The 23,565-nt window shown below is 69.5% G+C and carries 23 protein-coding genes; 12 read left to right on the top strand and 11 right to left on the bottom strand.

Features of this window, described 5'->3' with window-relative positions; translation table 11 throughout:
* Nucleotides 1-72: 72 nt before the first annotated feature.
* Complete coding sequence (locus ON29_RS06775) at nt 73-495, top strand: hypothetical protein (protein WP_040865270.1); 423 nt, start codon at nt 73-75, stop codon at nt 493-495.
* Nucleotides 496-599: 104 nt separating this feature from the next.
* Here the strand turns inward: ON29_RS06775 and ON29_RS06770 are convergent, their stop codons facing one another.
* Nucleotides 600-1,523 carry an SDR family NAD(P)-dependent oxidoreductase gene (locus ON29_RS06770; protein ID WP_040865269.1) on the bottom strand — a complete coding sequence of 308 codons (924 nt, stop codon included), beginning with the start codon at nt 1,521-1,523 and terminating at the stop codon, nt 600-602.
* 141 nt (nt 1,524-1,664) lie between these two features.
* Between ON29_RS06770 and ON29_RS06765 the strand changes: the two genes are divergently transcribed.
* Nucleotides 1,665-2,528, top strand: a complete 864-nt coding sequence (locus ON29_RS06765) for a helix-turn-helix transcriptional regulator (protein WP_083863275.1) — start codon at nt 1,665-1,667, stop codon at nt 2,526-2,528.
* Between the two features lie 192 nt (nt 2,529-2,720).
* On the opposite strand, the gene ON29_RS06760 is transcribed toward ON29_RS06765, so the two are convergent.
* On the bottom strand, nt 2,721-3,332 hold the full coding sequence (locus ON29_RS06760; RefSeq protein WP_051174925.1) for a TetR/AcrR family transcriptional regulator: 612 nt from the start codon (nt 3,330-3,332) through the stop codon (nt 2,721-2,723).
* A gap of 77 nt (nt 3,333-3,409) precedes the next feature.
* Here ON29_RS06760 and ON29_RS06755 point away from each other — a divergent pair, with 77 nt between their 5' ends.
* The 4 genes from ON29_RS06755 to ON29_RS06740 all read left to right on the top strand — a co-directional run bounded on the left by ON29_RS06755 (nt 3,410) and on the right by ON29_RS06740 (nt 6,991).
* Complete coding sequence (locus ON29_RS06755) at nt 3,410-4,417, top strand: GlxA family transcriptional regulator (RefSeq protein WP_040865268.1); 1,008 nt, start codon at nt 3,410-3,412, stop codon at nt 4,415-4,417.
* 102 nt (nt 4,418-4,519) lie between these two features.
* Complete coding sequence (locus tag ON29_RS06750; RefSeq protein WP_040865267.1) at nt 4,520-5,242, top strand: alpha/beta hydrolase; 723 nt, start codon at nt 4,520-4,522, stop codon at nt 5,240-5,242.
* Nucleotides 5,243-5,283: 41 nt separating this feature from the next.
* Nucleotides 5,284-6,249, top strand: a complete 966-nt coding sequence (locus ON29_RS06745; protein ID WP_040865266.1) for an alpha/beta hydrolase — start codon at nt 5,284-5,286, stop codon at nt 6,247-6,249.
* 19 nt (nt 6,250-6,268) lie between these two features.
* Nucleotides 6,269-6,991, top strand: coding sequence for an alpha/beta fold hydrolase (locus ON29_RS06740; protein WP_040865265.1), 723 nt, complete (start codon nt 6,269-6,271; stop codon nt 6,989-6,991).
* Between the two features lie 124 nt (nt 6,992-7,115).
* On the opposite strand, the gene ilvD is transcribed toward ON29_RS06740, so the two are convergent.
* Entirely contained in the window at nt 7,116-8,822 is a 1,707-nt protein-coding gene (ilvD, locus tag ON29_RS06735; RefSeq protein ID WP_040865264.1) for a dihydroxy-acid dehydratase, read from the bottom strand.
* A 130-nt stretch (nt 8,823-8,952) separates the two neighbouring features.
* On the opposite strand from ilvD, the gene ON29_RS06730 reads away from it, so the two are divergent.
* Nucleotides 8,953-9,333, top strand: coding sequence for a helix-turn-helix domain-containing protein (locus ON29_RS06730; protein ID WP_040865323.1), 381 nt, complete (start codon nt 8,953-8,955; stop codon nt 9,331-9,333).
* Here ON29_RS06730 and ON29_RS06725 read toward each other — a convergent pair.
* From ON29_RS06725 to ON29_RS06710, 4 genes are all read right to left on the bottom strand, one after another.
* Complete coding sequence (locus ON29_RS06725; RefSeq protein WP_040865263.1) at nt 9,330-9,923, bottom strand: ClpP family protease; 594 nt, start codon at nt 9,921-9,923, stop codon at nt 9,330-9,332. The genes ON29_RS06730 and ON29_RS06725 overlap by 4 nt on opposite strands.
* Nucleotides 9,924-9,978: 55 nt before the next feature.
* Nucleotides 9,979-10,584, bottom strand: coding sequence for a ClpP family protease (locus tag ON29_RS06720; protein ID WP_040865262.1), 606 nt, complete (start codon nt 10,582-10,584; stop codon nt 9,979-9,981).
* Nucleotides 10,585-10,779: 195 nt separating this feature from the next.
* Complete coding sequence (locus tag ON29_RS06715; RefSeq protein ID WP_040865261.1) at nt 10,780-12,363, bottom strand: hypothetical protein; 1,584 nt, start codon at nt 12,361-12,363, stop codon at nt 10,780-10,782.
* Nucleotides 12,364-12,783: 420 nt separating this feature from the next.
* The gene (locus ON29_RS06710; protein ID WP_051174924.1) at nt 12,784-13,374 is read right to left on the bottom strand and encodes a TetR/AcrR family transcriptional regulator; all 591 of its coding nucleotides are present in this window, start codon (nt 13,372-13,374) and stop codon (nt 12,784-12,786) included.
* A gap of 91 nt (nt 13,375-13,465) precedes the next feature.
* Here ON29_RS06710 and ON29_RS06705 point away from each other — a divergent pair, with 91 nt between their 5' ends.
* Both ON29_RS06705 and ON29_RS06700 read left to right on the top strand, forming a co-directional pair.
* On the top strand, nt 13,466-14,674 hold the full coding sequence (locus ON29_RS06705; protein WP_040865321.1) for an acyl-CoA dehydrogenase family protein: 1,209 nt from the start codon (nt 13,466-13,468) through the stop codon (nt 14,672-14,674).
* 53 nt (nt 14,675-14,727) lie between these two features.
* The gene (locus ON29_RS06700; RefSeq protein WP_051174943.1) at nt 14,728-15,726 is read left to right on the top strand and encodes a phosphotransferase family protein; all 999 of its coding nucleotides are present in this window, start codon (nt 14,728-14,730) and stop codon (nt 15,724-15,726) included.
* 16 nt (nt 15,727-15,742) lie between these two features.
* Here ON29_RS06700 and ON29_RS06695 read toward each other — a convergent pair whose 3' ends face one another.
* Together ON29_RS06695 and ON29_RS06690 are read right to left on the bottom strand one after the other, a co-directional pair.
* The gene (locus tag ON29_RS06695) at nt 15,743-17,005 is read right to left on the bottom strand and encodes a lipase family protein (RefSeq protein ID WP_157172671.1); all 1,263 of its coding nucleotides are present in this window, start codon (nt 17,003-17,005) and stop codon (nt 15,743-15,745) included.
* A gap of 119 nt (nt 17,006-17,124) precedes the next feature.
* The gene (locus tag ON29_RS06690; protein ID WP_040865259.1) at nt 17,125-17,784 is read right to left on the bottom strand and encodes a DUF8176 domain-containing protein; all 660 of its coding nucleotides are present in this window, start codon (nt 17,782-17,784) and stop codon (nt 17,125-17,127) included.
* 352 nt (nt 17,785-18,136) lie between these two features.
* Here ON29_RS06690 and ON29_RS06685 point away from each other — a divergent pair, with 352 nt between their 5' ends.
* A complete protein-coding gene (locus tag ON29_RS06685) occupies nt 18,137-18,460 on the top strand; it encodes a YbjQ family protein (RefSeq protein WP_217999093.1) in 324 nt (107 codons plus the stop codon).
* A gap of 6 nt (nt 18,461-18,466) precedes the next feature.
* Here the strand turns inward: ON29_RS06685 and ON29_RS06680 are convergent, their stop codons facing one another.
* Nucleotides 18,467-19,276, bottom strand: a complete 810-nt coding sequence (locus tag ON29_RS06680; RefSeq protein WP_083863272.1) for an APH(3'') family aminoglycoside O-phosphotransferase — start codon at nt 19,274-19,276, stop codon at nt 18,467-18,469.
* Nucleotides 19,277-19,410: 134 nt separating this feature from the next.
* On the opposite strand from ON29_RS06680, the gene ON29_RS06675 reads away from it, so the two are divergent.
* Together ON29_RS06675 and ON29_RS06670 are read left to right on the top strand one after the other, a co-directional pair.
* Nucleotides 19,411-19,911 (top strand): MarR family winged helix-turn-helix transcriptional regulator, encoded by a 501-nt coding sequence (locus ON29_RS06675; protein ID WP_040865258.1) that lies wholly within the window; start codon nt 19,411-19,413, stop codon nt 19,909-19,911.
* Between the two features lie 9 nt (nt 19,912-19,920).
* Nucleotides 19,921-22,491 (top strand): MFS transporter, encoded by a 2,571-nt coding sequence (locus tag ON29_RS06670; RefSeq protein ID WP_040865257.1) that lies wholly within the window; start codon nt 19,921-19,923, stop codon nt 22,489-22,491.
* 18 nt (nt 22,492-22,509) lie between these two features.
* Here ON29_RS06670 and ON29_RS06665 read toward each other — a convergent pair whose 3' ends face one another.
* Nucleotides 22,510-23,529 (bottom strand): crotonase/enoyl-CoA hydratase family protein, encoded by a 1,020-nt coding sequence (locus tag ON29_RS06665; protein WP_040865256.1) that lies wholly within the window; start codon nt 23,527-23,529, stop codon nt 22,510-22,512.
* Between the last annotated feature and the right edge of the window lie 36 nt (nt 23,530-23,565).

The following is a 23,565-nucleotide window of genomic DNA, read 5'->3' as shown; positions in this document are numbered from 1 at the left end:
CTCGCCCGCACGTGGTGCGGTGGTTTTGCCGGTTTCCTTGCGAGCGGGCGGTGCGGCGGTCACGCTGAAAGTATGCGGACCCGCGATATCGAGGTCGGGTGCACCTATATGGTGCTGGTCCCGCAGCGCCTGCCGCGCAGTCGATACCCCGATTGCGACCAGCCGGGCTCGCTCACTTGGGCGTGGTCGTGGCTGCGCGGCGGCCGGTTCCGGCTCACCGTCACCAGGGTCGATCACACCAGCGATCCGATCACCGTCGAGGGCCTGCGGATCACCGCGAACTCGCGCATCGCGGTGATGCTGACTCCCGAGCAAGCCGATGCCCTCGGATTGCCGGACGGGGTGTTCCGGGTGCGCGGGACCTTGTTCGACGGCGAGGACCGGCCCGTGCGCCTGCCCGAGGTCGAACCGCTGCGGGTCCCCGCCCGCTGGCTGCGACCGGTCGAGCAGCCCTGCTTCACCCACCGCGACATCGACTGCTTCCCCTACTTGTGAGCTGAGCCGCGATCGGCGGGTCACCCCGCACTGGGACTGCTTGCTTCACAGTCGGCCAGCGGTTCCACCGGCTGAGTCCCCGGCGAGTCGGACTTGTTCTCGGCTCAGGCGGCGTAGGGCGCGATGAAACGCTCCAGGACGTCCCAGAGTTCGGCTTCGCGCCGTGGGTCGTACGACTCCTCCGACGAGCGGGCCACCCGGTCGCGGTCGACATAGGCGCCGGTCGGCGCGGCGGTGGCGCCGAGGACGACGTCCGCGAGACAGCGCCCGGCGGCGGCACGGCTGGTCGCGAACCGCGTGCGGGTCAGCAGCGGCAGGATACGGCGCATCGCGAACCGGGACGCCGGACCCGCATTGCGAGCGAGGTCGGTGCCGGGGACGAACCCCGGGTTGAAGCCGACGGCATCGATCCCGGCCCGCAGGCGGCGCGCGTACTCGTGCACGAGGTAGATGTCGGCGAGTTTGCTCGTCGAATACGCGGTGCGTCCGGCGGCGGTGCCGCTCGGCTCGGGAAACGCGCCGGGACGGGCGAGGACATCGGGCGAACGCCAGACCGGGCCGGGCACCATGCCCAAGTTGTGCGCGAAGTCGCCGAAATGGGTGTCGCTCACCGTGATCACGATCCGGGCCGGGGTATGGAAGCGGTCCTCCAGCAGGCGGACGAACAGATGGTTGGCGAGCACGTTGACGGCGAAGGTGGACTCGAATCCGCCGGGCCCCTCGGTGAGCGCGTTCGTGTATTGGATCCCCGCGTTGCCCACGAAACCGTGCAGCGGCGGCAGCTCGCCCCGGTCGAGCCTGCCGCGGATCTCGCCCGCGGCCGAACGCACACTGTCCGGCACACCCAGGTCGACGGCGACGTGCGACACCCGGCGCCCGGTCCCGCCGAGTTCGGCGGCCAGTCGTGCACCGGTGGACCCGCGGGCGGCGACGACGAGATGCGCCTGCGGCGCCTCCCGGAGAATGCGCTCCGCGGCGACACGGCCGATCCCGCGACTCGCCCCGGTCATCACGATGGTCGACGGCATGGAACCTCCCGCATTGGTTTCCGACGGCCCGGTCGGGCGTCTCCATAGTCACCGCCGCGGCCCTCGGCAACCAGTGCCACGCCCGTCACCTGGACTGGCAGTACCCAGGCTGGTCCGGCGCGCGGCGGCGAGAATGAAGGCGTGACTTCCGCTCGCTCCGATTTCGGCGAACTCCTGCACACCTGGCGGGATCGCCTGTCGCCCGCCGACGCCGGCTTCGCGGTGACGCGCGGCCGCCGCGCTCCGGGACTGCGCCGGGAGGAACTCGCTCAGCTGGCCGGGCTCTCGGTGGACTACATCCTGCGCTTGGAGCAAGGCCGGGCGCGTAACCCTTCGGCGCAGGTGGTCGGCGCACTCGCGCGAGCCCTCCAGCTCTCCCGGCCCGAGCGCGACGAGCTGTACCGCGGCGCCGGGCTCCTGCCGCCCCGGGACGGGACGATCGGCACGCACGTGCCTCCGGGCATCCAACGGCTCACCGCGCGTCTCGGCGACGTCCCGATCGGGGTCTTCGCCGCCGACTGGACGCTCGTGTGGTGGAACGGCATGTGGAGCGCCCTGCACGGTGACCCCTCGATGGTCCCGGCCGGGGAGCGCAACCTGGCGCGGGCCGTTTTCGGCGCGGGCGCGGCGCGCGCCTCGGTCCGTCCCTTCCGGTCCGACCGCGCGGAAGGCGCGTTCGCGGCCTCGATCGTCGCCGATCTGAAGGACGCGGTGGGCCGCTACCCCGCCGATGCCCGGCTCGATCGCCTCGTCCACGATCTGCGGGCCACGTCCGAGGCCTTCGCCCAGCTCTGGACGACGGCGACCGCGTCCCAGCACACGAGTGACCGGAAGACGATCCGGCACCCCGAGATCGGCGACATCTCCCTCGACTGCGACGTCCTCGTCGTTCCGGGCGCGGACCTCCGCATGGTCACGTACACGGCCGCGGCCGGAAGCGACGACGCGGGGAAGCTCGATCTGCTCCGCGTCACGAACGGCCGGGCGGCGGGCACGCTTCCCTGAAGAAGAGCGCGCCGGACGACGCGGTGAGGTCGTACGGCGCTCGCTGCGCGGCAGGTCGAGGCGCGTCCGAACGGCCGGAGAATCCAGCGCGGCGGCGTCCTGCGCTTCGGCGGGTCGCAACAAGCCGACGCTCGCGGGGCGCACAGCTGCACTCGCGCGGAGACAGAGGGCGGCCGATGTCCTCGACCCGGGTCAGGGCACGAGCTGGTCGGCCCAGGCCGGTGGCAGGGCCGCACTCGATACATCGGCGATCTCGTGCAGCCGCTGCGCGGGAAATCCCAAGCGGCTCAATTGGATCAGCCCTTGGGCGACCACCACGACATTGGCGCTGACCGCCGAGAGGGTGGCTTCGTCGTCGTCTCCGGCCTCGCGCATCGCGGGTCGCAGCCGGTCGGCGACGCCCTGTTCCATCTCCGTGGTGGTCCGGCTGCCGATGGTGGCGACTTCGGGTATCCGGCCTGCGAGCTGGGCGATGCTGTTGATCATCAGGCAACCACGCCGATTCGGCTGCGCGGCGCAGTCTTCGATGATCGCCTGGTACAGCCCGCGCACCGCGGAGCGGGCCGAACCGCGCGCCGAACCGATGGCCTCGCGGACCAGACGTGTGCGGCGCCGGCAATAGCGTTCGAACGCGGCCAGGAACAGACCCTGCTTGCTGCCGTAGGCGGCGTAGATGCTTCCGTTCCCGACGCCGGTCGCCAGCGAGACGTCCTCCACCGAGGTGCTGTCGAAACCCTTCGACCAGAACAGCTCGGTCGCGGCGTCGAGCAGGTTCGATTCGTCGAACTGGCGCGGCCGTCCCATGGGCTCACCGTACCAATCGGTGTGCGAGGTCCGGCACATCACTTGTTCTGGAGCCGTGACTCCATAATAATGTTGACATGTCCTACAACTTCGCCGCTCCGCCCAGCAAACGTGTGGGCATCCTGGTGTTCGACGGCGTGAAGATGCTCGACTTCGTCGGGCCCGCGGAGGTGTTCGTCGAGGCGAATCAGTCGGTGGCGGGGTACGAGGTGGTCCTGGTCTCGGCCGATGGCAAGGACGCGCAGACCTCGATCGGCGCGCGGGTCGAGGTGAGCTGCGCGGCCGAGGACTCGGGCCGCTTCGACACCGTGGTGATCCCGGGAAGCGAGCTGCCACCCGGCAAGTTCGTGACTCCCGAGGTTCTGGCCGCCGCGCGGCATCTCTCCTGCAACACGCGGCGACTGGCGTCCATCTGCAGCGGCGCGTTCGTGCTGGCCGATCTGGGCCTGTTCGACGGCAGGCGGGCGACCACCCACTGGAAGTTCGCGACCGAACTGGCGCGGCGCTACCCGTCGATCGAGGTGGATCCGGACGCGATCTTCGTGCGGGACGGCAATCTGTACAGCTCGGCGGGGGTCGCGGCGGGCGTCGATCTGGCGCTGGCGCTGGTCGAAGAGGATCACGGCGCCGACGTCACCCGGCATGTGGCCCAGTCGCTGGTGGTGCACGTGCAGCGCGCGGGCGGTCAATCCCAGTTCTCCGCGTCGCTGAGCGGACCGGCGCCGCGCAGCCCGCTGGTTCGCGGAGTCGTGGACCTCATCTGCGCCGACCCGGCGTATCCGCACACCGTCCAGACGCTGGCCGCCCACGCGCGCGTCAGCGTCCGGCATCTGACCCGGCTGTTCCGCGCGGAACTCGAACGCTCGCCCGCGGAGTACGTCGCGTTCATCCGTTTCGGGACGGCCCGGGACATGCTGCACGCCGGATACAGCGTGACGGAGGCCGCCATGGCCGCGGGCTACGGCACCAGCGAGGCGTTGCGCCGCGCGTTCGTCACCCGTCTGGGCATCTCCCCGCGCAAATACCAGCAGCGCTTCCGGTCGACCGCCCGTACGGATCTGGTGATGGAGCGGGCCGTGTCCTGATCGGAGGCTTTTGTGGCCCGTGGGGAGGGGCGCGAAGCGGGGCGTGCGGCCGAGACTGAGTCGGCCGCAGCGCCACTTGCGAGCGCTGGAGAAAGGAACACCATGTCAGCCCCGGCAAGTCCGACCATCGTCCTGGTGCACGGCGCCTTCGCCGACGCCGCGAGCTGGGCCCCCGTCACCGAACGGCTGCTCGACCGAGGCCATCGCGTCCTGGTTCCCCCGGTGTTCAATCGCAGCCTGTCGGCCGACGCGGCCTACATCAAGTCGTTCGTGGAGCAGATCGACGGGCCCGTGCTGCTGGCCGGGCATTCCTATGGCGGGGCGGTCATCACCGTCGCGGGCGTCGCCGACAACGTCGTGGGCTTGATCTACGTGTCCGGCTATGCCCTGGAGGAAGGCGAGAGCCTCGGGCAGTTGCAGGGCGGGTTCCCGGATTCCGACCTGGCGGCCCACCTCGTCTACGCGCCGTACCCGATCGAGGGCGCCGAGCCCGGCACGGACGTCTCGGTCGACATCGCCGCCTTCCCCGCGATCTTCGCCGCAGGCCTCGATCCGGCGAAGGCCGCGGTGCTCGCGGTCTCGCAACGGCCGTTGTCGGCCATCGCGTTCGGCGAGCCCGCCTCGGCGGCCGCGTGGAAGACGAAACCGGCGTGGGGCATCGTGTCCAGCGCCGACCACACGATCAATCCCGACGTCGAGCGATTCGGCTACAAGCGCGCCGGATTCCGCGCCGTGGTCGAGATCGACGGACCACACCTGGTGATGCAGACCCACCCCGACGACGTGGTGGCCGTCATCACCGACGCGATCGCCCACTCGGCCTGAGCCACAACAGTTCCCACCACCTTTACGAGAGAGGCACGATCATGTCAGGAAACCCGCTGGGCATCTCGCTCGAACCGGCGGCGCAGGAGTTCGTCGACGCGACCTCGCAGCCGCCGTTCCTCTACCAGCTCGCTCCCGAGGAGGGCCGCAAAGCGGTGGACTCCGTGCAGGACGCGCCGATCTTCAAGCCCGAGATCGACGAGGAGTGGATCACCGTCGATGGCGGGCCGACCGGCTCGGTGCGCGTCCGGATCGTCAAGCCGCAGGGCGTCACCGAGACGCTGCCGGTGATCGTCTACACCCACGGCGCGGGATGGGTGTTCGGCGACGCGCACACTCATGACCGCCTGGTGCGCGATCTGGCCGTCGGCGCGGGCGCCGCCGTGGTGTTCCCCGAATACGATCGGTCGCCGGATGTGCGCTACCCGGTGGCCAATGAGCAGTCCTACCGGGTTGCCCAGTGGGTCACCGCCAACGGCGCGGAGAAGGGCCTCGACTCGTCCCGGATCGCGATCGCGGGTGACTCGGTCGGCGGCAACATGGCCATCGCGCTGACCCTGATGGCCAAGGAGCGCGGCGACGTCTCCTTCGTGCAGCAGGTGCTGTTCTACCCGGTCACCGACGCCAACTTCGACACCGGCTCCTACCAGCAGTTCGCCGAGGGGTACTTCCTCACGCGCGAGGGCATGAAGTGGTTCTGGGATCAGTACACCACCAGCGCGGACGAGCGCGCGCAGATCACCGCCTCGCCGCTGCGGGCGACCACCGAGCAGCTGACCGGGCTGCCGCCCGCGCTGGTCATCACCGCCGAAGCCGACGTGCTGCGCGACGAGGGCGAGGCCTTCGCGGGCAAGTTGCGTGCCGCGGGCGTGCCGGTCACGCAGGTGCGCTACGGCGGCATCGTCCACGACTTCGTGATGGTCAACTCGCTGCACGACACCCATGCCGCCAAGGGCGCGGTAGCGCAGGCCGTCGCGACGCTGCGGTCCGCCCTGCACCCCGCCTGACCCCGAAGGAACCACACTCGTGAGCACCGATACTTCCGCACCGACCATCGTGCTGGTCCACGGTGCGTTCGCCGACTCCTCCAGCTGGAACGGGGTTGTCGAACGACTGCGCGCACAAGGGCATTCCGTGATCGCGGCCGCCAACCCGCTGCGCGGCCTCGACAGCGACGCCGCCTATGTGGCCTCGGTTCTCGACTCCGTGGAAGGGCCGTGCGTTCTGGTCGGCCATTCCTACGGCGGGAGCGTCATCACGGTCGCTGCCGCTGGGAAGTCGAATGTCGAAGCGCTCGTCTACATCGCCGCATTCATCCCCGACGAGGGCGAGAGCGCGTTGCAATTGACGGACAAGTTCCCCGGATCGACGCTCGGCCCGACCACCCGGCCCGCCTCCTACCCGCTTCCAGACGGGGGCACCGGCACCGAGCTCTACATCCGGCAAGAGGAATTCCACCGCCAGTTCGCCGCCGACGTGCCCGCCGCCACCGCCGAACTGATGGCCGCGACCCAGCGGCCGGTGGCCTTGGACGCCCTGCAACAGCCCGCGGCCGCCACCGCCTGGCGAGGCATCCGGTCGTTCGCGCTGATCACCGGCGAGGACAAGAACATTCCGGTCGAAGCGCAGCGATTCATGGCACAACGCGCGGGAGCAGAAGCCGTGGAGGTCTCGGCCTCGCACGCGGTCTCGGTGTCCGCGCCGGACGTGGTCGCCGAGCTGATCGCACGAGCAGCGGCAGGCGAGTAGTACGGTCTCGGCAGCCCGCGCGGCAGGGATTTCACTCCGCGCGGGGCTGCTGAGCCCGTCGTCGGTCCGGGTATTCGTCGCGGGAGACGACGGCGATCGGCCGGACGGTCGTTCGGGCAGACCCTCAGTCGCAGACGGCCCCGATCGAGGCCGAGCCCACCAGCTTCGTGTATTTGGCCAGGACACCGCGGGTGTAGCGGGGTGGCAGGGGTTTCCAGCCTTCGCGACGGCGGGCGAGTTCTTCGGCGTCGACCAGCAGGTCGAGGGTGCCCGCGGCGACGTCGAGGCGGATCCGGTCGCCGTGGCGCACGAAGGCGATCGGGCCGCCGTCCACGGCTTCCGGTGCGACGTGCCCGACACACAGGCCTGTGGTGCCGCCGGAGAAGCGTCCGTCGGTGAGCAGCAGGACATCCTTGCCCAGTCCCGCGCCTTTGATGGCGGCGGTGATGGCCAGCATCTCACGCATCCCGGGGCCGCCTTTCGGGCCCTCGTACCGGATGACGACCACATCACCCGCCGCGATCGTGCCGTCCTCGAGCGCGTCCATCGCCGCTCGTTCCCGGTCGAAAACCCGGGCCGTGCCGGTGAATACGTCGGAGTCGAAGCCCGCCGACTTGACGACGGCGCCATCCGGCGCGAGCGAACCGGACAGGATGGTGATGCCACCGGTCGGATGAATCGGCGACGCCATCGCCCGGATCACCTTGCCGTCGGGATCGGGCGGAGTGATGTCGGCCAGGTTCTGCGCCACCGTCTTTCCCGTCACGGTCAGGCAGTCGCCGTGCAGCAAACCGGCATCGAGCAAAGCCTTCATCATGACCGGCACGCCGCCGATCCGGTCCACGTCGGTCATCACGTGCTTACCGAAGGGCTTGACGTCGGCGAGGTGCGGCACCCGGCGGCCGACGCGCGCGAAATCGTCCAGCGACAGATCGACGTTCGCCTCGTGCGCGATGGCCAGCAGGTGCAGCACCGCGTTGGTGGAGCCGCCGAACGCCATGACGACCGCGATCGCGTTCTCGAAGGCTGGTTTGGTGAGGATGTCGGAGGGAGTGATGCCCTGCCGGATCAACTCGACCACGGCCTCGCCGCTGCGCCGGGCGTAACCGTCGCGACGACGATCGGTCGCGGGCGGCGCCGCGCTGCCGGGCAGCGACATGCCCAGCGCTTCGGCCGCGCTGGCCATGGTGTTGGCGGTGTACATGCCGCCGCAGGCGCCCTCGCCGGGACAGATCGCCCGTTCGATGGCGGCCACGTCCTCGCGGCTCATCAGCCCGCGGGCGCAGGCGCCGACCGCTTCGAACGCGTCGATGATCGTCACCTCGCGCTCGCTGCCGTCGGAGAGCTTGGCGATGCCGGGCAGAATCGACCCCGCGTACAGGAACACGCTCGACAGGTTCAGCCGGGCCGCGGCCATCAGCATCCCGGGCAGTGATTTGTCGCAACCGGCCAGCAGCACCGAACCGTCGAGCCGCTCGGCCTGCATCACCGTCTCGACGCTGTCGGCGATCACCTCACGCGAAACCAAGGAGAAATGCATTCCCTCGTGACCCATGGAGATGCCGTCGGAGACCGAGATGGTGCCGAACTGCATCGGGAAGCCGCCGCCGGAGAAGACGCCGTCCTTACAGCCTCGGGCGAGCCGGTCCAGGGACAGATTGCAGGGAGTGATCTCGTTCCACGAGGAGGCCACGCCGATCTGCGGCTTCTCCCAGTCCTCGTCGCCCATGCCGACCGCGCGCAACATCCCTCGGGCGGCGGTCTTCTCCAGGCCATCGGTGACGTCGCGGCTGCGCGGCTTGAGATCGGAGACCTTCGAATTCGGGGGCATGGTTTCCCATCATGCTCGCCTCCGCTCGGATTACGGCGGCGACCACGCCGAATCCGCCCATATCGCCGCACTCGTCCGCCCAGAGCGTAATGCCGGGCAGACCCACGCTCCGGGACCGTACGCTCTGCTCATGAGCGAGCACCCGAGACTTCACTCGATTCCCGGTGGACGCGACGACCGGCCGCAGGCCCCGCCGACGCCGCCGGAACCCCTGTGGCGCGAGGTGCTCGGCGAGCAGTTGCGCACCCTGCGGCAGGACCGCAGCGAGACACTGACCGAAACCGCTCGGCGGGCAGGCATTTCCCCGCAGTACCTGTCCGAGGTGGAGCGAGGCCGCAAGGAGCCGTCGAGCGAGATGATCGCCGCCCTGGCCGGATCTCTCGGCACCACGCTGGGTGAGCTCACCGGCCAGGTGGCGGACGAACTCCGCGCCCGTCGCCGGTTCGCCTTCTTGCAGCGGTCGGCGCCGCGTTCCGGCGCCGGGCCCACGCTCATGGCCCTGGCGGCCTAGTCCCGCCGCCCCAGGACCTGATCGACGAGGCCGTATTCGACCGCGGCCGAGGCGGTGAAGACCCGGTCGCGGTCGGTGTCGCGCCGCAGCCGCTCCACCGTCTGCCCGGTGTGCCGCGACAGGATCGACTCGATCTCCGCCCGCATCCGCACCAGCTCGTCGGCCTGCAGGATCAGATCGGGGATCGTTCCCTGCCCGCGCGCGGCGGGTTGGTGCAGTACCGCCCTGGCGTGCGGAAGCATGGCGCGGCGGCCGGGCTCGCCGCCCGCCAGCAACACCGCACCGACCGCGATCGCCTGACCGACGCAGGTGGTCTGCACAGGTGACTGGATGTGCTGCATGGTGTCGTACACCGCGAGCATAGAGGGCAGATCCCCGCCCTCGCAGTTGATGTAGAGGTTGATCTCCTGCTCGGGGCTCTCCGATTCCAGGTGCAGCAGCTGCGCGATGAGCGCGTTGGCCACGCCCGAGTCGATGGGCGTGCCGAGGTAGACGATGCGCTCGGCGAGCAGGTGGGAGTAGATGTCGGTGATCCGCTCGCCGCCGCGCGGATGCTGCGCGATCACATTGGGAATGGTGTAGGTGCTCACAATGTGTCCCTTCCGGCACGAGCGGGGCCCTCCGTGGTCACGCTGCGCTGCCGCATCATGCCGAGATCCCGATTCGCTGGCGTTGCGGGACGATCTGCCCGAACGAGTCGACGATGTGGTCGATGAAGCCGTATTCCTTGGCTTGCGTGGCGGTGAACCAGCGGTCGTGCAGCGAATCCTCGTAGATCCGGTCGAACGGCTGGCCGGTGTCCTCGGCGATGATGCCGAGCACCGTGTCGACGGTGTAGCGCAGATCGTCGGCCTGGACCTCGACGTCGACGGCGGTGCCGCCGATGCCCGCCGATCCCTGGTGCATCAGCACCCGGGCGTGCGGCAGGGCGAAACGCCTGCCCTTGCTCCCCGACGACAGCAGGAACTGTCCCGCGCTGCAAGCCAATCCGAGCGCGAGCGTGGAGACCTCACACGGCACCAGCCGCATCACGTCGCGGATGGCGAGCATCGAGGGAACCGATCCGCCCGGCGAATGGATCCACAGCGAGATGCCCGCGTCCGGGTCTTCGGCGGCGAGTGTGAGCAGCTGGGTCATCAGCAGCGTCCCGTTGTCGTCGTCGAGCGCGCCGTCGAGTACGACTATGCGGCGGCTGAGCAGTTGTTCTCGCGCCCGCCAGCTGAACATCGGGGTCTTGTCATCGTGAGCCATGGCTCCACGGTGCCGCACACGCGGCGCCGAACCGCTCCCTCGCTGCCCTCGGCAGATCCGCTCTCAGCAGTCGGTCCGCCGACGCCGTGAGCGGCCTCCTGACCACAGCGGCGACCCGATCCCGAGCGGTGCCCGAAGACGCCGATGCCCGCCCGCGCCTAGTGCGCGGGCGGGCATCGTCGAAGACGGGGCTCGCTAGGACTCGCGGCCCGCTGTCGAGGCGGAACGCTGCCTGCTCGCCGCGCGAGCGCGGCGGCGTTCGGCCTGCAACTCGGCGAGTTCCTGCTCCAGGATGTCGGCGACGCGGAAAGAACCGGTGTCGTAGATATCCGGGGTGCGGGCCGTCGGCGGCTGCGCGACGTCGGGCTTGGGAGTGTCCTTGCCGTTCTTCGGCTCCGGCGCCGGACCGTCGCTCTTCACCTCGGCCGACGGACGCCGGGTGACTGCCGGGAGTTCGGCCGTCGGCCCCTCCGCCTCGGAGACCGTGGTGTTCGGCTTGGCCGCGGACGGCTGCCGGACGACCACCTTCGCCGCGGCGGGCTCTTCGACGGGCACCCGCGCGGCCGGCCGGTCCTCGGACTTGGCCGCCGGAACCGGTGCGGGCGCGACAGGCTCGCTCGCGACGAGTTTCTTGCCGTTGGTCGAGGGCGCGCCGTTGGCGGCGATCGCGACGTCGGTGTCCTCGACCTTCACCGGCGTCGTCGGACGCGTCTGGAAGACATCCATCGCGTCGAGGTCTTCGATGGACTCGGGCAGCACCGGCTTGCGCGGCGCCTCGACCGGCGGCCGCTTCTTCTCGACCTGCACCACGACCTCGGGCTGCTCTTCGAATTCCACCTGAGCGCCGTTGGTTTCGACGGCCTCCACCGCCTCCGGGTCGACGACCTCCACCGGGGGCGCCACCACGACGGGCTGCGGGTCGGGGATCACGTGCTCGTGCGGGATGCCCGGAGCCTCCGGCGCCACCGGCATCCGGTATCGGGGCAGCGTGAGCCGGATCTGCTCGGCCGGGTCGGGCAGGTCGCGGACCTGCTCGGTGGCCCTGGCGATGGCGAGGCCGTAGCGGGCGCTGGCCGCGTCGTGGATAAGCAGCGCGACACCGATCATTACCGGCGCGATGGCGTGCACGGCCGCGTCGTACCAGGCGCCCGCGCGCAGGTACGGGTAGGTGTTGAGGCTAACGGTCAAGGCCAGCAGGGCCATTTCGGCGGTCGCGACCTGGCGGCGGTTGTCCACCACGCCCCATTCGGCGACCTTGTTGGTGCCGATCATGATGATGATCAGGCAGACGCTGATCATGCCTTCGAGCAGGTAGCTGAACCAGTACAGCGGATCGGTCGCGCCACCGGGAGCGATGTTGTGCTGGACGTTGACCGCCGACCACAGCATGCCCGCCGCGACGACACCGGCCAGCGCGCGCAGCGACCAGGACCGATGCCGGTAGAGCGAGGCCAGCTTCGCGTGCGGGCTGGATTCGCGTCGTTGCGCGGCAATCGCCTTGCGGGCGAGCAGGAGGTCTCGCATGTCGGCCTTCTCGATCGCTTCGGTGGTCTGCCTGGCGCGGTCGGATGCCGCGGCGGCAGCCTGCGCCTCTTTCCAGCGCTGTCCGCGCTCCTGGGTGCGAATCCGTTCGGCGAGCTCACGTTCGGCATACAGTTCGTCCTCCGACAGCGCCTCGGTCAGCGCCGGATCGAACTGGTAGGCGAGCCGTCCACGGGCCTTCTCGACCCGCCTCGCCAGCTGTGTAACCTCGTCCTCGATGGGATGTTCGATGACCATCAGCGCTCTCCGCACGAGAGAGTCGATGGCAGACAAGTGATCACGTATGGCAACGGCACGTCTCATTCATAGTCGATCCACCGCTACTGGCGAAACTGTTCATTTGCCATCTCACCCAACTATTCGGCGTGCCGCGGCCGACACACGCGGCACGAGATGATTTCCCGCGGGTCGCAGGCACTTCTTCGCCGCCGCGCACCAGACCATTGATCGCTCTATGCTGGAGTGGCGCGCTTTCCCTTCGCGGCGGCGCGTGCGCTCCCGCAGCGCGTTCGGATACGCCGGTGCCGCCGAGATTCGCCCCTCGGCGGCACCGGGCCGGCCACTCTCCGCACCGGCCATCGCGCCATGGGTATTTCGGTGCACGCCCCGAATCGCGCAGGAGTTTCGCCAGGGCGATTCCCGGGGCGGGCGAACCGCTCAGCTTTCGGCGTCCACCGAGTCGAGCACCCGGGTCAACGTGTCGAACAGCAGCCGGTCCAGCCGGTCCTGGTCTACTTCGTCGCGCGACAACCACTGCACCGTGAGGTCCTCGGCCATGGCCCACCACGATCGCACCACCAGGCGCTCGGCGGTCGACCGCGCGGGCCTGCCGAGCGCGGCGAATACCCGATCGGTCAGCTCGTCATGCATCCGCTCCATGATCGACTCGAGCACCGGATCCTGCCCGGCGGCGCGGAGCAGGCTCACCAGCGGTCCCCTGCGCCTGCGCATGTAGCCGACGAAATTGGCGATCATCGACGCGAGCGGGTCGGCGGCGTCCGGGTCGGGGCCGGTACCGCGCAGGAATCGCTGCGAGGCGGCGTGCACCAGCTGTGCGTAGTAGTCCTGCTTGGTCGGGAAATAGTGGAAGAGCAGCCCGCGTGAGATGCCCGCCTGCTGCGCGACCGCGTCGATGGTGATCTGGTGCCAGGGGCGATCGATCAGCATGCCCAAACCGATGCCGATCAGTTGTCTGCGCCGGTCGTCCGCCGAGCGGCGGCCGCTCGCCTGCACGGCAACCTCGGTCATCCACCCTCCTCTATTGAGCAATGCTCAACAATATGCTACCAATGGACTCGACCGGAAGTTGAGCAATGCTCAGCGAGCCACGAGGATGGGTATGGATTTCACGCATTCCGACCGAGCCGTCCGCCTCACCGAGCAGGTGCGGCAGTTCGTGCGCGACGAGATCGAGCCGCGCGACGAGGAGCACGCGGCCGCCCTGCGCGAATCGCCCTGGGCGGTGCCGCCGGTGGTCGAAGAGCTCAAGGAGAAGGCGCGGGCGGCGGGTCTGTGGAACCTCTTCCTTCCCGATCCGGAACTCGGGGCGGGCCTGAGCAACGTCGAGTACGCGCCGATGGCCGAGGTGATGGGGGCCTCCGGCTGGGCGCCGGAGGTGTTCAACTGCAACGCGCCCGATACCGGCAATGCCGAGGTCCTGCTGCACTACGGCAGCCCCGAGCAGCGGGAGCAGTGGTTGCGGCCGCTGCTGGACGGCACGATCCGCTCGGCGTTCTGCATGACCGAACCAGAGGTCGCCTCCTCGGACGCGACCAATATGGCCGCGACCGCCGTGGTGGACGGCGAGGAGATCGTGCTCAACGGCCGCAAGTGGTGGAGCACCGGCATCGGCCATCCGAACTGCGCGTTCGTCATCTTCATGGGGCTCACCGACCCGGAGGCGCACCCGTATCAGCGGCACTCCATGGTGCTGGTCCCGCTGGACACGCCCGGCGTGCGGGTCGAACGGATGCTCACCACCTTCGGCTACCTGGACGAGCCCTTCGGCCACGGCGAGGTCACCTTCACCGACGTGCGCCTTCCGCTGGACGCCGTGATCGCCGGGCCGGGACGCGGATTCGAGATCGCCCAGGGCCGCCTCGGCCCCGGCCGCATCCACCACTGCATGCGCGCCATCGGCCTGGCCGAGCGCGCGCTCGAACTGGGCTGCCGCCGCGCCCTGTCGCGCACGGCGTTCGGCAAGCCGCTGGCCAACCTCGGCGGGAACCGGGAGCGGATCGCCAACGCGCGCGTCGCGATCGACCAGGCGCGATTGCTCGTCCTGCACACCGCCTGGCTGCTGGACACCAAGGGACTGGCCGGCGCGCGCAGCGAGGTCTCCCAGATCAAGGCGGTCGTGCCGCGGATGACCCAAGAGGTGCTCGACATGGCGATCCAGTTGCACGGCGGCGCAGGACTTTCCGACGATTTCCCGCTGGCACGCGCATTCGCGGGCATTCGTTCGCTGCGCTTCGCCGATGGTCCCGACGAGGTGCACCTCGGCGTGATCGCCCGGCAGGAGCTGCGCAAATACGGAACCGACCGGTGAACGCTGCGGACGCCGCCGCCGTCCGCGCGGAGGACGCCTTCGACGTCGCCGCGATGCACGCCTGGCTCGCCGAGCAGGTGCCCGGTCTGAACGAGCCGCCCGAGGTGCGCCAATTCTCCGGAGGCGCGTCCAATCTGACGTATCTGCTGCGGTACCCGGATCGCGACTTGATCCTGCGCCGCCCACCCGGCGGCACCAAGGCGGCTTCGGCGCACGATATGGGCCGCGAATTCCTGGTGCAGCAGCGGTTGCGCCCGCACTACCGCTACGTGCCGCGGATGGTGGCTCGCTGCGCCGATCCGGAGGTGATCGGCAGCGAGTTCTACGTGATGGAGCGCGTGGCGGGCACCATCCTGCGCGGCGATCTTCCCGCAGGCACCAGCCTGTCCCCGGAGCAGGCACGACGGTTGTCCACTACGGCTTTCGACTGCCTGATCGAGCTGCACGAAGTGGACCCGGTCGCGGCCGGTCTCACCGGAATCGGCAAAGGCGCCGGTTACGTCGCCCGCCAGGTCGCGGGCTGGTCGCGGCGTTTCGTGGACGCCCGCACCGACAATGTCAGCGATTTCGCCGCGGTGATGGCCTGGCTCGACGCCAATCAGCCCGCGGACGTCGCCACCACCGTCATCCACAACGACTTCCGGCTCGACAATCTGGTGCTGGACCCCGCGGGCTCGGGCGCGATCGTCGGCGTGCTGGACTGGGAGATGGCGACCCTGGGCGATCCCCTGATGGATCTCGGCGGGGCGCTGGCCTATTGGGTGCAGGCGGACGACGACGAGGTGATGCGCGCTTCCCGCCGCCAGCCGAGTCACCTGCCGGGCATGCTGACCCGCGCGCAGATCGTCGAACACTATTGCGCGCGCACCGGCCGCTCGGCCGAGAACTGGCCGTTCTACGAGGTCTTCGGATTGTTCCGCCTGGCCGTCATCGCCCAGCAGATCTACTACCGCTACCACCACGGCCAGACCACGAACCCGGCGTTCAAGGACTTCTGGACGCTGATCAACTACCTGGACTGGCGCTGCCGGAAGGTCGCCGGGCTCGAGTAGGGCGGTTCGGAGACCTTCATCGCCCGAGCGCGATGGAGGCCATATCGGTGACGGTGCAGTTGTCCTGCACCGGCACTCCCGTGAACCGGTCGCGCAGCCACGCGATCACGCGGTTCTCGGCGAGTGTGTTGAGGGTCAGGTGTTCGCTCGCATGGTCGCGGATGTAGGTGACTCGCGCGGCGGGATCGCGGCAGTAGGTGGAGGCGAGCGCGTCGGCGGGGCCGATGGGGACGAGCCAGTCGGCGGTCGCGTGGTAGAGGAAGACCGGGGCGTCGGGGACCGCCTTGCCCATCCTCGTGCGGTCGAAGACCGCGCGCAGCACCGGTGTGTGCAGTATGCCGCCTTGCACCAGGCTGTCGATGTCGAGGAATGGTTCCAGCGCGGCTTGGTGCAGCACGCAACCTCGGTCCTTCGCGGTCAGTAGCTGCCGTCCGCGTGGTGTGGCGTTCGCCCACAGGTAGGCGTCCAGTTCGGGTTCCTCGCGCGCGAGACCGATGATGGCGGCCGCGACCAGACCGGCGCCGGGCCCCTTGTTCGCCTCGCGGGACAGAACTTCGAGATCGACGTCGGTACCGCCGGAGACGACGCCGACGAGATTCACCTCCGGCGCGTACGCGCTGCGCAGTTCCGCGCCGTGCAGCGTGGGGATCGACCCTCCCGAGTATCCCCACATCGCCACCTCGGTGGCCGCTCCCGGCAGGTGCAGCGGACCGAAACGCTCCGCGGCGCGGATGCCGTCCAAGGCGATCCGCGCGGCCAGCGGGCCGTGGGCGAACGCCGAATTCGGGCCTTGATGGTCCGGCACCACGACCGTCCATCCCTGCGCCAGCAACGCCGGGGCGCTGCGCAACGGGTCGATCTGCCCGTCCAGCAGACCGGCCTGCGCCGACCGGCGCACCGTGTAGGACGGCGCGCAGAACAGTCCGGTGGAATCCTCGGCGGCGTGCAGGGACACCAATTTGCCGTTCCCCGCAGAGGGTTTCAGCAATGTCGCGACGGCGGCGATGGGCTGGTCGGCGCTGTTGCCGGACCGATAGGAGACCTGCCAGGCCTCGGCGTCCAGCGCCCCGTCGAGCTGATTGGCGATGGCGACCGGCCGCGCGGCGAGTATCTCGCCGGGCCGCTTCGACGCGACCAGCTCGGCGGAAGGCCGATAGAAAGGGTCCTGCTCGGGCGGCGCCACCGCAAATTCCGGCTCCGCCGCCGACGGTGCGACCGGCAGCGCCAGCAGCATCGAAAAAGCAGTACCGGCAAGCACACACCACCGGGCGAACACCATCGACGACCTCCCCTGGAATCGACCGCAGATGCCATGCGTTTCGCCGACCGACCGCCCCGGCAGTGGCATCGTAGCGAAAGTCCACCTGCGCGAATGGCACAACGGAAGATCGGCCGAATTCAGTTCGGCGCGGCGATCTTGATGATGGTCGCCTTACCGTCGGTGGTGGCCACGGTGACGAATTGGCGATAGGTGCGATTGGTGGAGTCGGGGCGCAGCTCGGTGATGACCACGTCGTAGCGTCCGTCGAGCATGGGGGTGATCATGACGCAGTGCTGCGTTCCGGTGGGCACGGAGGCGATGCCCGCATCGATCACGGTGACCGGCGGCACCGCGGCGTCCGGGACCGTCAGCGATCGCGCGACCGCTCCCGAGCGAGTCACGTAGTAGGCGTGCTGAAACGCCAGGATCACCTCCGGCCCCGACGCGGTCGAGCCGGTGCCGTTGCCGCGCACCAACTGTCCGCCCCGGGTCGGCTCGCAGCCTGGGCCGCCGCCGAGCACCGGGTCCGCCACCGTGGCCGATTGCCGGGGCGCGGAGGCCGCGTCCGTGTACACCAGGACCAGCGCGGCGGCGGCGAGCGATGCGGCCAGCCCGACGCCGCCGACCAGCCAAGCGCGGCGTGGGCCGCGACGAGCGCGGCGCCGACCGCGGGACGCCCGATGCCGGTCGCTGCGGTGCGGTGGCTCCTGTCCGGAGATCATTCCCGGCCACGTGGGCACGCGTCCGGTCCGGACCTGGCCTCGGCGGGCGCCGGGCTCGGACGTGTTCGACGACATGATCTCGCCGCACCCCCTTTTACCGGTGCCTACTCGGCCACCGTGGGTTCCCTCTCAATGCCGTTGCGCAATAACAACATTGCATATCTCTTCGGCTTCTGCCGGTCGAATGCCCAACAGAAAAGGCCGAATCGCGGCGCGGCGGTCCCCGGAACACGCGATACCGGCCGATCAGGACCGGGCGGTCGGTGCGGTTCCGGACCGGCGGGCATCCCTCGGCCGCAACGGAATCGCCGCCGCCCGTAGCATCCCGCACATGAGCCAGCCACCGCAGCCGTACCAGCAATATCCCGCGCACCAGCAGCCACCCCAGCCGTATCCCCCGCCCCCGCCACCCGGACCGCAGTTCCCGATCCTGGTCTCCACCATGAACGATGTGCCCGGCCAGGAGATCGTCCGGGTGTTCGGCGAGGTCGCCGGACTCACCGTGCGCAGCCGCAGCTTCGGGTCGAACTTCAGCGCCGGTTTCCGTTCGCTGGGCGGCGGGGAGATCCCCGAGTACACCCAGTTGCTCTACCAGTCCCGGCACGAGGCGATCATGCGAATGTGCCAGCACGCGATGTCGTTCGGTGCGAACGCGGTCATCGCCATGCGCTTCGACTGCAACGAGATCGCGGGCACCATGAGCGAGGTGGCGGCCTACGGCACCGCGGTACTGCTTCAGCCCGCGACGTGACTCGGGCTATCCCCAGGTGAGCGGATCCAGATGGAGGAAGAACCGCTGCCGCTCGGCATCCAGATCGATGCCGTAGCGATCGGCGAAGGCGCGGTCGGCCTTTCCGGCGCGCCGCTCGTCCTGCCATGACTCCCGAGCATCGGCCAGCAGCAGGGCGATATCGGCGTACGGATCGGCGACGCCGAGGCGGCCGAGGTCGACGAATCCGGCGACGGTGCGCGTTTCCGGATCGAGGACGATGTTCGGCAGGCACAGATCGCCGTGGCAGACCACCGCTTCGGCGGACTCCTGCGTCATCCTGGGCTCCAACCGGGTGGCCAGCCTGGTGAGCAGGACCGTGGGCGGAGTGTCCTGCTGCTCCTCGGGAAGGAACTCGGTGTGCACCGCACCCCGGACCACCACGTCCTGGGCGATCGCGAACATCCGCGCCAGGCCACGGTCGAACGGGCACTCCGCGGTGGGTAGATCGTGCAGGCGCCGCACCGTGTCCGCGACGGAATCCCATGCGAGGGCGAGATCTTGCGCGGAGACAGCGTTCGCGGGCACACCGGGCACGGCGCTGGTGACCAAGCAGGCGCCGTCGCCATCGGGCCGCCAGTCCAGTACCCGAGGGCCGGGTATATCGTGGCCGCCGAGCCAGGTGATCTTGTCCCGCTCCAGCGCGAGGTCGGCGACCTCGCCGGGAGCGACACACTTGGCGTAGCGGGACCCGTCGGCGGACCGGAAAACCCGGGCGCCGGACTCCCCGCCGCCGACCGGCTCCCATCGGCAATCGGACGGCAGGGCTGCGCGGAAGCGAACAAGCGGCTCGGACACGCCATCGACGGTAGCAACGCGACCCGCGAGTGGCCCACCGCGCAGACCTCTGGCAACCCGGATGTATAGTTGCTCAAAGCAACTAGTTGTGGTTGCTAATCAAATCTGCTGGTGGGGAACATCGAGGTGGTGTCATGTCCGCAACCGCTCGCGAGCGCCGGGTCACGGCGGCCGAACTCGCGGCCGCCGACGAACTCGGTCAGCGACTGGTCCGGTTCATGCGCGCGGTCAACCGGGCGAAGTGGCTGCCCGCTCGGCCCGGTCCGGACGGCCTGGAACGACTCGCCTACTCCGTGCTCTTCTGCCTGGTGCACGAGGGACCACAGCGCGCGGGCAGGCTCGCCGAATTGCTGCACACCGAGGCATCGACCATCAGCAGACAGAGCAGATCACTCGTGGCGCACGGCCTGGTGGAGCGCCGGGCCGACCCGGTCGACGGCCGCGCGTGCGTGCTGGCGGCCACCGCGGAAGGCGTTCGCGTCTTCGAGGAGAACCGCGCGCTGCGCAACCGGTGGCTGGCCGACATCCTGGCCGACTGGCCCGCGACCGACCGCGACACCTTGACCGCACTGCTCGACCGGCTCACCGCAGGAATAGAGACCACCACTCCCCGACACCACGCCGATCCGAAATAGGGCTCATTCATGACGAATTCCACCATCCGGGCTCCGCGGAACCCGGACGCGGGCGCGGACACGTCACTGTCGCACCGGCAGATCCTGACCATCCTGTCCGGGCTGTTGCTCGGCATGTTCCTGGCCGCGCTCGACCAGAACATCGTCAGCGTCGCGATCGTCAAGATCGCCAACGACCTGCACGGTTTCGACGAGCAGGCGTGGGCGACCACCGCTTACCTGATCACCGCGACGATCACCACGCCGCTATACGGCAAGCTGGCCGACATCTACGGCCGTAAACCGTTCTATCTCACGGCGATCGGACTGTTCGTCATCGGCTCGGTGGCGTGCACCTTCGCCGACTCGATGTACCAGCTCGCCGCGTTCCGCGCGTTCCAGGGCTTGGGCGCCGGCGGACTGATGTCGCTGGCGTTCACCATCATCGGCGATATCGTCCCGGTGCGGGAACGGGTGCGCTATCAGGGCTATTTCATGATGGTCTTCGGCACCGCGACGGTGCTCGGCCCGGTGCTCGGCGGCTTCTTCTCCGACTACGAAGAACTCGGCGGCGTCGACGGCTGGCGGTGGGTGTTCCTGGTGAACGTCCCGGTCGGCCTGCTCGCCCTGCTCGTGGTGGCCAAGGTGCTCAACGTGCCGCACCAGCGCCAGCACCACCGGATCGACTGGTTCGGCGCGCTGACGCTGACGGTCGGCGTGGTGCCGCTGCTGATCGTCGCCGAACAGGGACGCCACTGGGGATGGTCGTCGGAGAAGTCGCTGCTCTGCTACGGCATCGGGGCGGCGGGGCTGGCGCTGTTCGTCCTGGTGGAGTTCCTGATGAAGGACTCGGCGCTGATCCCCTTGCGGCTGTTCCGGAACTCGACCTTCAGCGTCACCATCGCCGGTGGATTCATCGTCGGTGTGGCGATGTTCGGCGCGATCACCATGGTTCCGCAGTACTTCCAGGTCGTGCGCGGCTACTCGCCGACGAAGGCGGGCCTGCTCATGTTGCCGCTGGTGCTCGGCATCACCGTCGGCTCGCAGGCGGCGGGACGGATCACCAAGCAGACGGGGCGCTACAAGATCCTGCCGGTGGCGGGCACTTTCATAGTCGCGGTCGGTGCGGCCTTGTACGCGCAGGTGCGGTACGACAGCCCGCTGTGGCAGCCGCTGGCGATCGGCGCGGTGATCGGGCTCGGGCTCGGCTGTTGCATGCAGACGCTGATCATCGCGGCGCAGAACGCCGGACCGCGTAAGGACATGGGTGTCTCCACCGCCTCGGCCACCTTCTTCCGGCAGATGGGCGGCACGCTCGGCGTAGCGGTGTTCCTGACCATCCTGTTCAACCTGCTGCCGAACCGGATCATCGACGCGTTCGGCGGCGCGCTGCCGCCCGGGTTCGGCGCCGACCAGCTCAGCGGCATGCAGTCCAACACCAGCGGCATCGCGGCGCTGCCCGACGCGCTGAAGGCGCCGATCCTCACCGGCTTCACCGACTCCATGCACGGCGTGTTCTACACGGCGGCCGGGGTCGCCCTGCTGGCCTGCGTGGTGCTGATGTTCATGAAGGAGATTCCGCTGCAGGACGCTCCGGCGCCCGTCGCGCAGACGCCGATCGAGGAGCCGGAGGCCGCCGAGTCGCACTGGGACGCGGATCAGGTCTGGGAAGGCGCCGCGCAGGCGCTGTCGGAGCCGGAACCGGTGCTCGCCGCGGCCGGAGGCGGCTACGGCGCGGGCGACCCCGCGAGCAACGGCGCACACCGGCGCGAACCTCGCGCGAGCTTCGACGGCGCGGAGCACGAAGGGCGTTCACTCAGCGGCTATGTCCATCGCGAGGACGGCCGCCCGGTGCCCGCGGCCGCGCTCACCCTGATCGACCAGCACGGGCGGCAGGCAGCGCGCACGGGCGGCGGCGCCGACGGCCGTTACCTCCTCGGCGCGCCCGACGCGGGCGGTTACGTGCTGATCGTCTCGGCCGCCGGGCATCAGCCCGCCGCGGTGAACGTCGCCGTCGGTGACCGTCCGCAGCAACTCGACATCACCCTGCTCGGCTCCGGCGAGCTGTCCGGTGTGGTCCGGTCCGGCAGGCAAGGCGAGCCGCTGCCCGGCGCGACCATCACGCTGACCGACCTCGACGGCGAGGTGGTCGGCTCGGCCACCGCGGCGGCCGACGGCGCTTACCTGTGCCACGGCGTGGTGCCGGGCACGTACACCCTGGTCGCGGTCGCCGAACACATGCGACCCAGCGCGACCGCGCTGACCGTGCCGGAAAGCGGGCTGCTACACCACGACATCGAACTCACGCCGATGGCGGTGCTGGCCGGGTCGGCGTGGTCGGACGGCGGCCGGGCGGTCCCGGACGTGCAGATCAGCGTGCTCGACGCCGCGGGCGTGCCGACCGCGACGACGCGCACCGACGAGAACGGGCGCTATGTCGTCACGGATCTCGCCGAAGGCGACTACACGATCGTCGCGCGCGGCTATCCGCCGGTGACCAGCCAGGTCACGGTGAGCGGCGGCGAAGTCGCGCACGATGTGCGGCTCGGCTACAGCGGCATCGAGGAAGAGACGACGGGAAACGTCCCGCCCGCCCGCTGACGATCCGTCAGCAGGGGTTCATTCCTGCGCCCGATGCCGTTTGTGATCGCCGAACGGTTCGTCGCGTTCCCGGACCGCCTCGCGGAAACCGGTTGTGGCGGCCCGCGTCTGGAAGGCGTATCCCTCGCTGGTGTGCCGGGAGATGCCGTCGAAGACGGTGCTGATCATGCCGGAGTTCGCCACCCCCTGCGCGTACAGCGCCGAGTTGAGCGCCAGCTTGGCCATCATCAGCTGGTTGACGGGCATGCGCGCAATCCGGGCGACGAATTCCTCGGTGCGCGCGTCGAGTTCGGCGGCGGGCCAGGATTCGATGGCCAGGCCCCATTCCACCGCCTGCTTCCCGGTAAGGCAGTCGCCGGTGAACAGCAGGCGCTTGGCGCGCTGGTCACCGAGGCGATGCGCCCACATGCCCGCTGCCGGGACACCCCAGACCCGGGTGGGCGGGTAGCCGATCTTCGTGTCGTCGGCGCAGATGATCTGGTCGGCGAACAGCGCGATGTCGCTGCCGCCCGCGACGGCGAAGCCGTGCAGCTTGGCCACGGTCGGCTTGTTCGCCTGCATCAGGCTGGCGAAACCGCGGTTGAACCGGCTCATCATCGCGTAGTCGATCATCGGGTCCCAGGTCCGCGCCGGATCGTGATTGCGGCCCTGCACCACCGGATCGACGACGGTTCCCGCCACCTCATCGGGCCCGCCCGCCACCGCGAAACTCTGCTCGGCGAACATGCTCAGGTCGTAGCCGCCACAGAATCCCTTGCCGCGCCCGGACACCAGGATCACGTGCACCCGCGGGTCCAGATCCGCGCGTTCGACCGCGTGCGCCAGATCGTGCGGCGTATCGGGCGTGATCGCGTTGCCCTTCTCCGGCCGGTCGAAGGTGATGCGGGCGATGCGACCGTCCCGCTCGTAGGTCAGCGTCCGGTACTCGCGGGCGTCGTCCGGGTCGGGGCGTCCGGCCCACGGGGTGTCCGGTGTCTCGGTCCAATTGCGATACCACGCGCCCGCCCCGCTGTCGGCCTGGCTGTCACTGTCGGTCATCGCTTTCCCTTCGACGCTGGTGCGAACCGGTCTCCG

Origin of the sequence: Nocardia exalbida NBRC 100660, from assembly GCF_000308575.1 — a bacterium.
GTDB classification, from domain to species: domain Bacteria; phylum Actinomycetota; class Actinomycetes; order Mycobacteriales; family Mycobacteriaceae; genus Nocardia; species Nocardia exalbida.
Note: the sequence above shows the minus strand (reverse complement) of the source record. Positions and strands in the feature narration are given on the sequence as shown.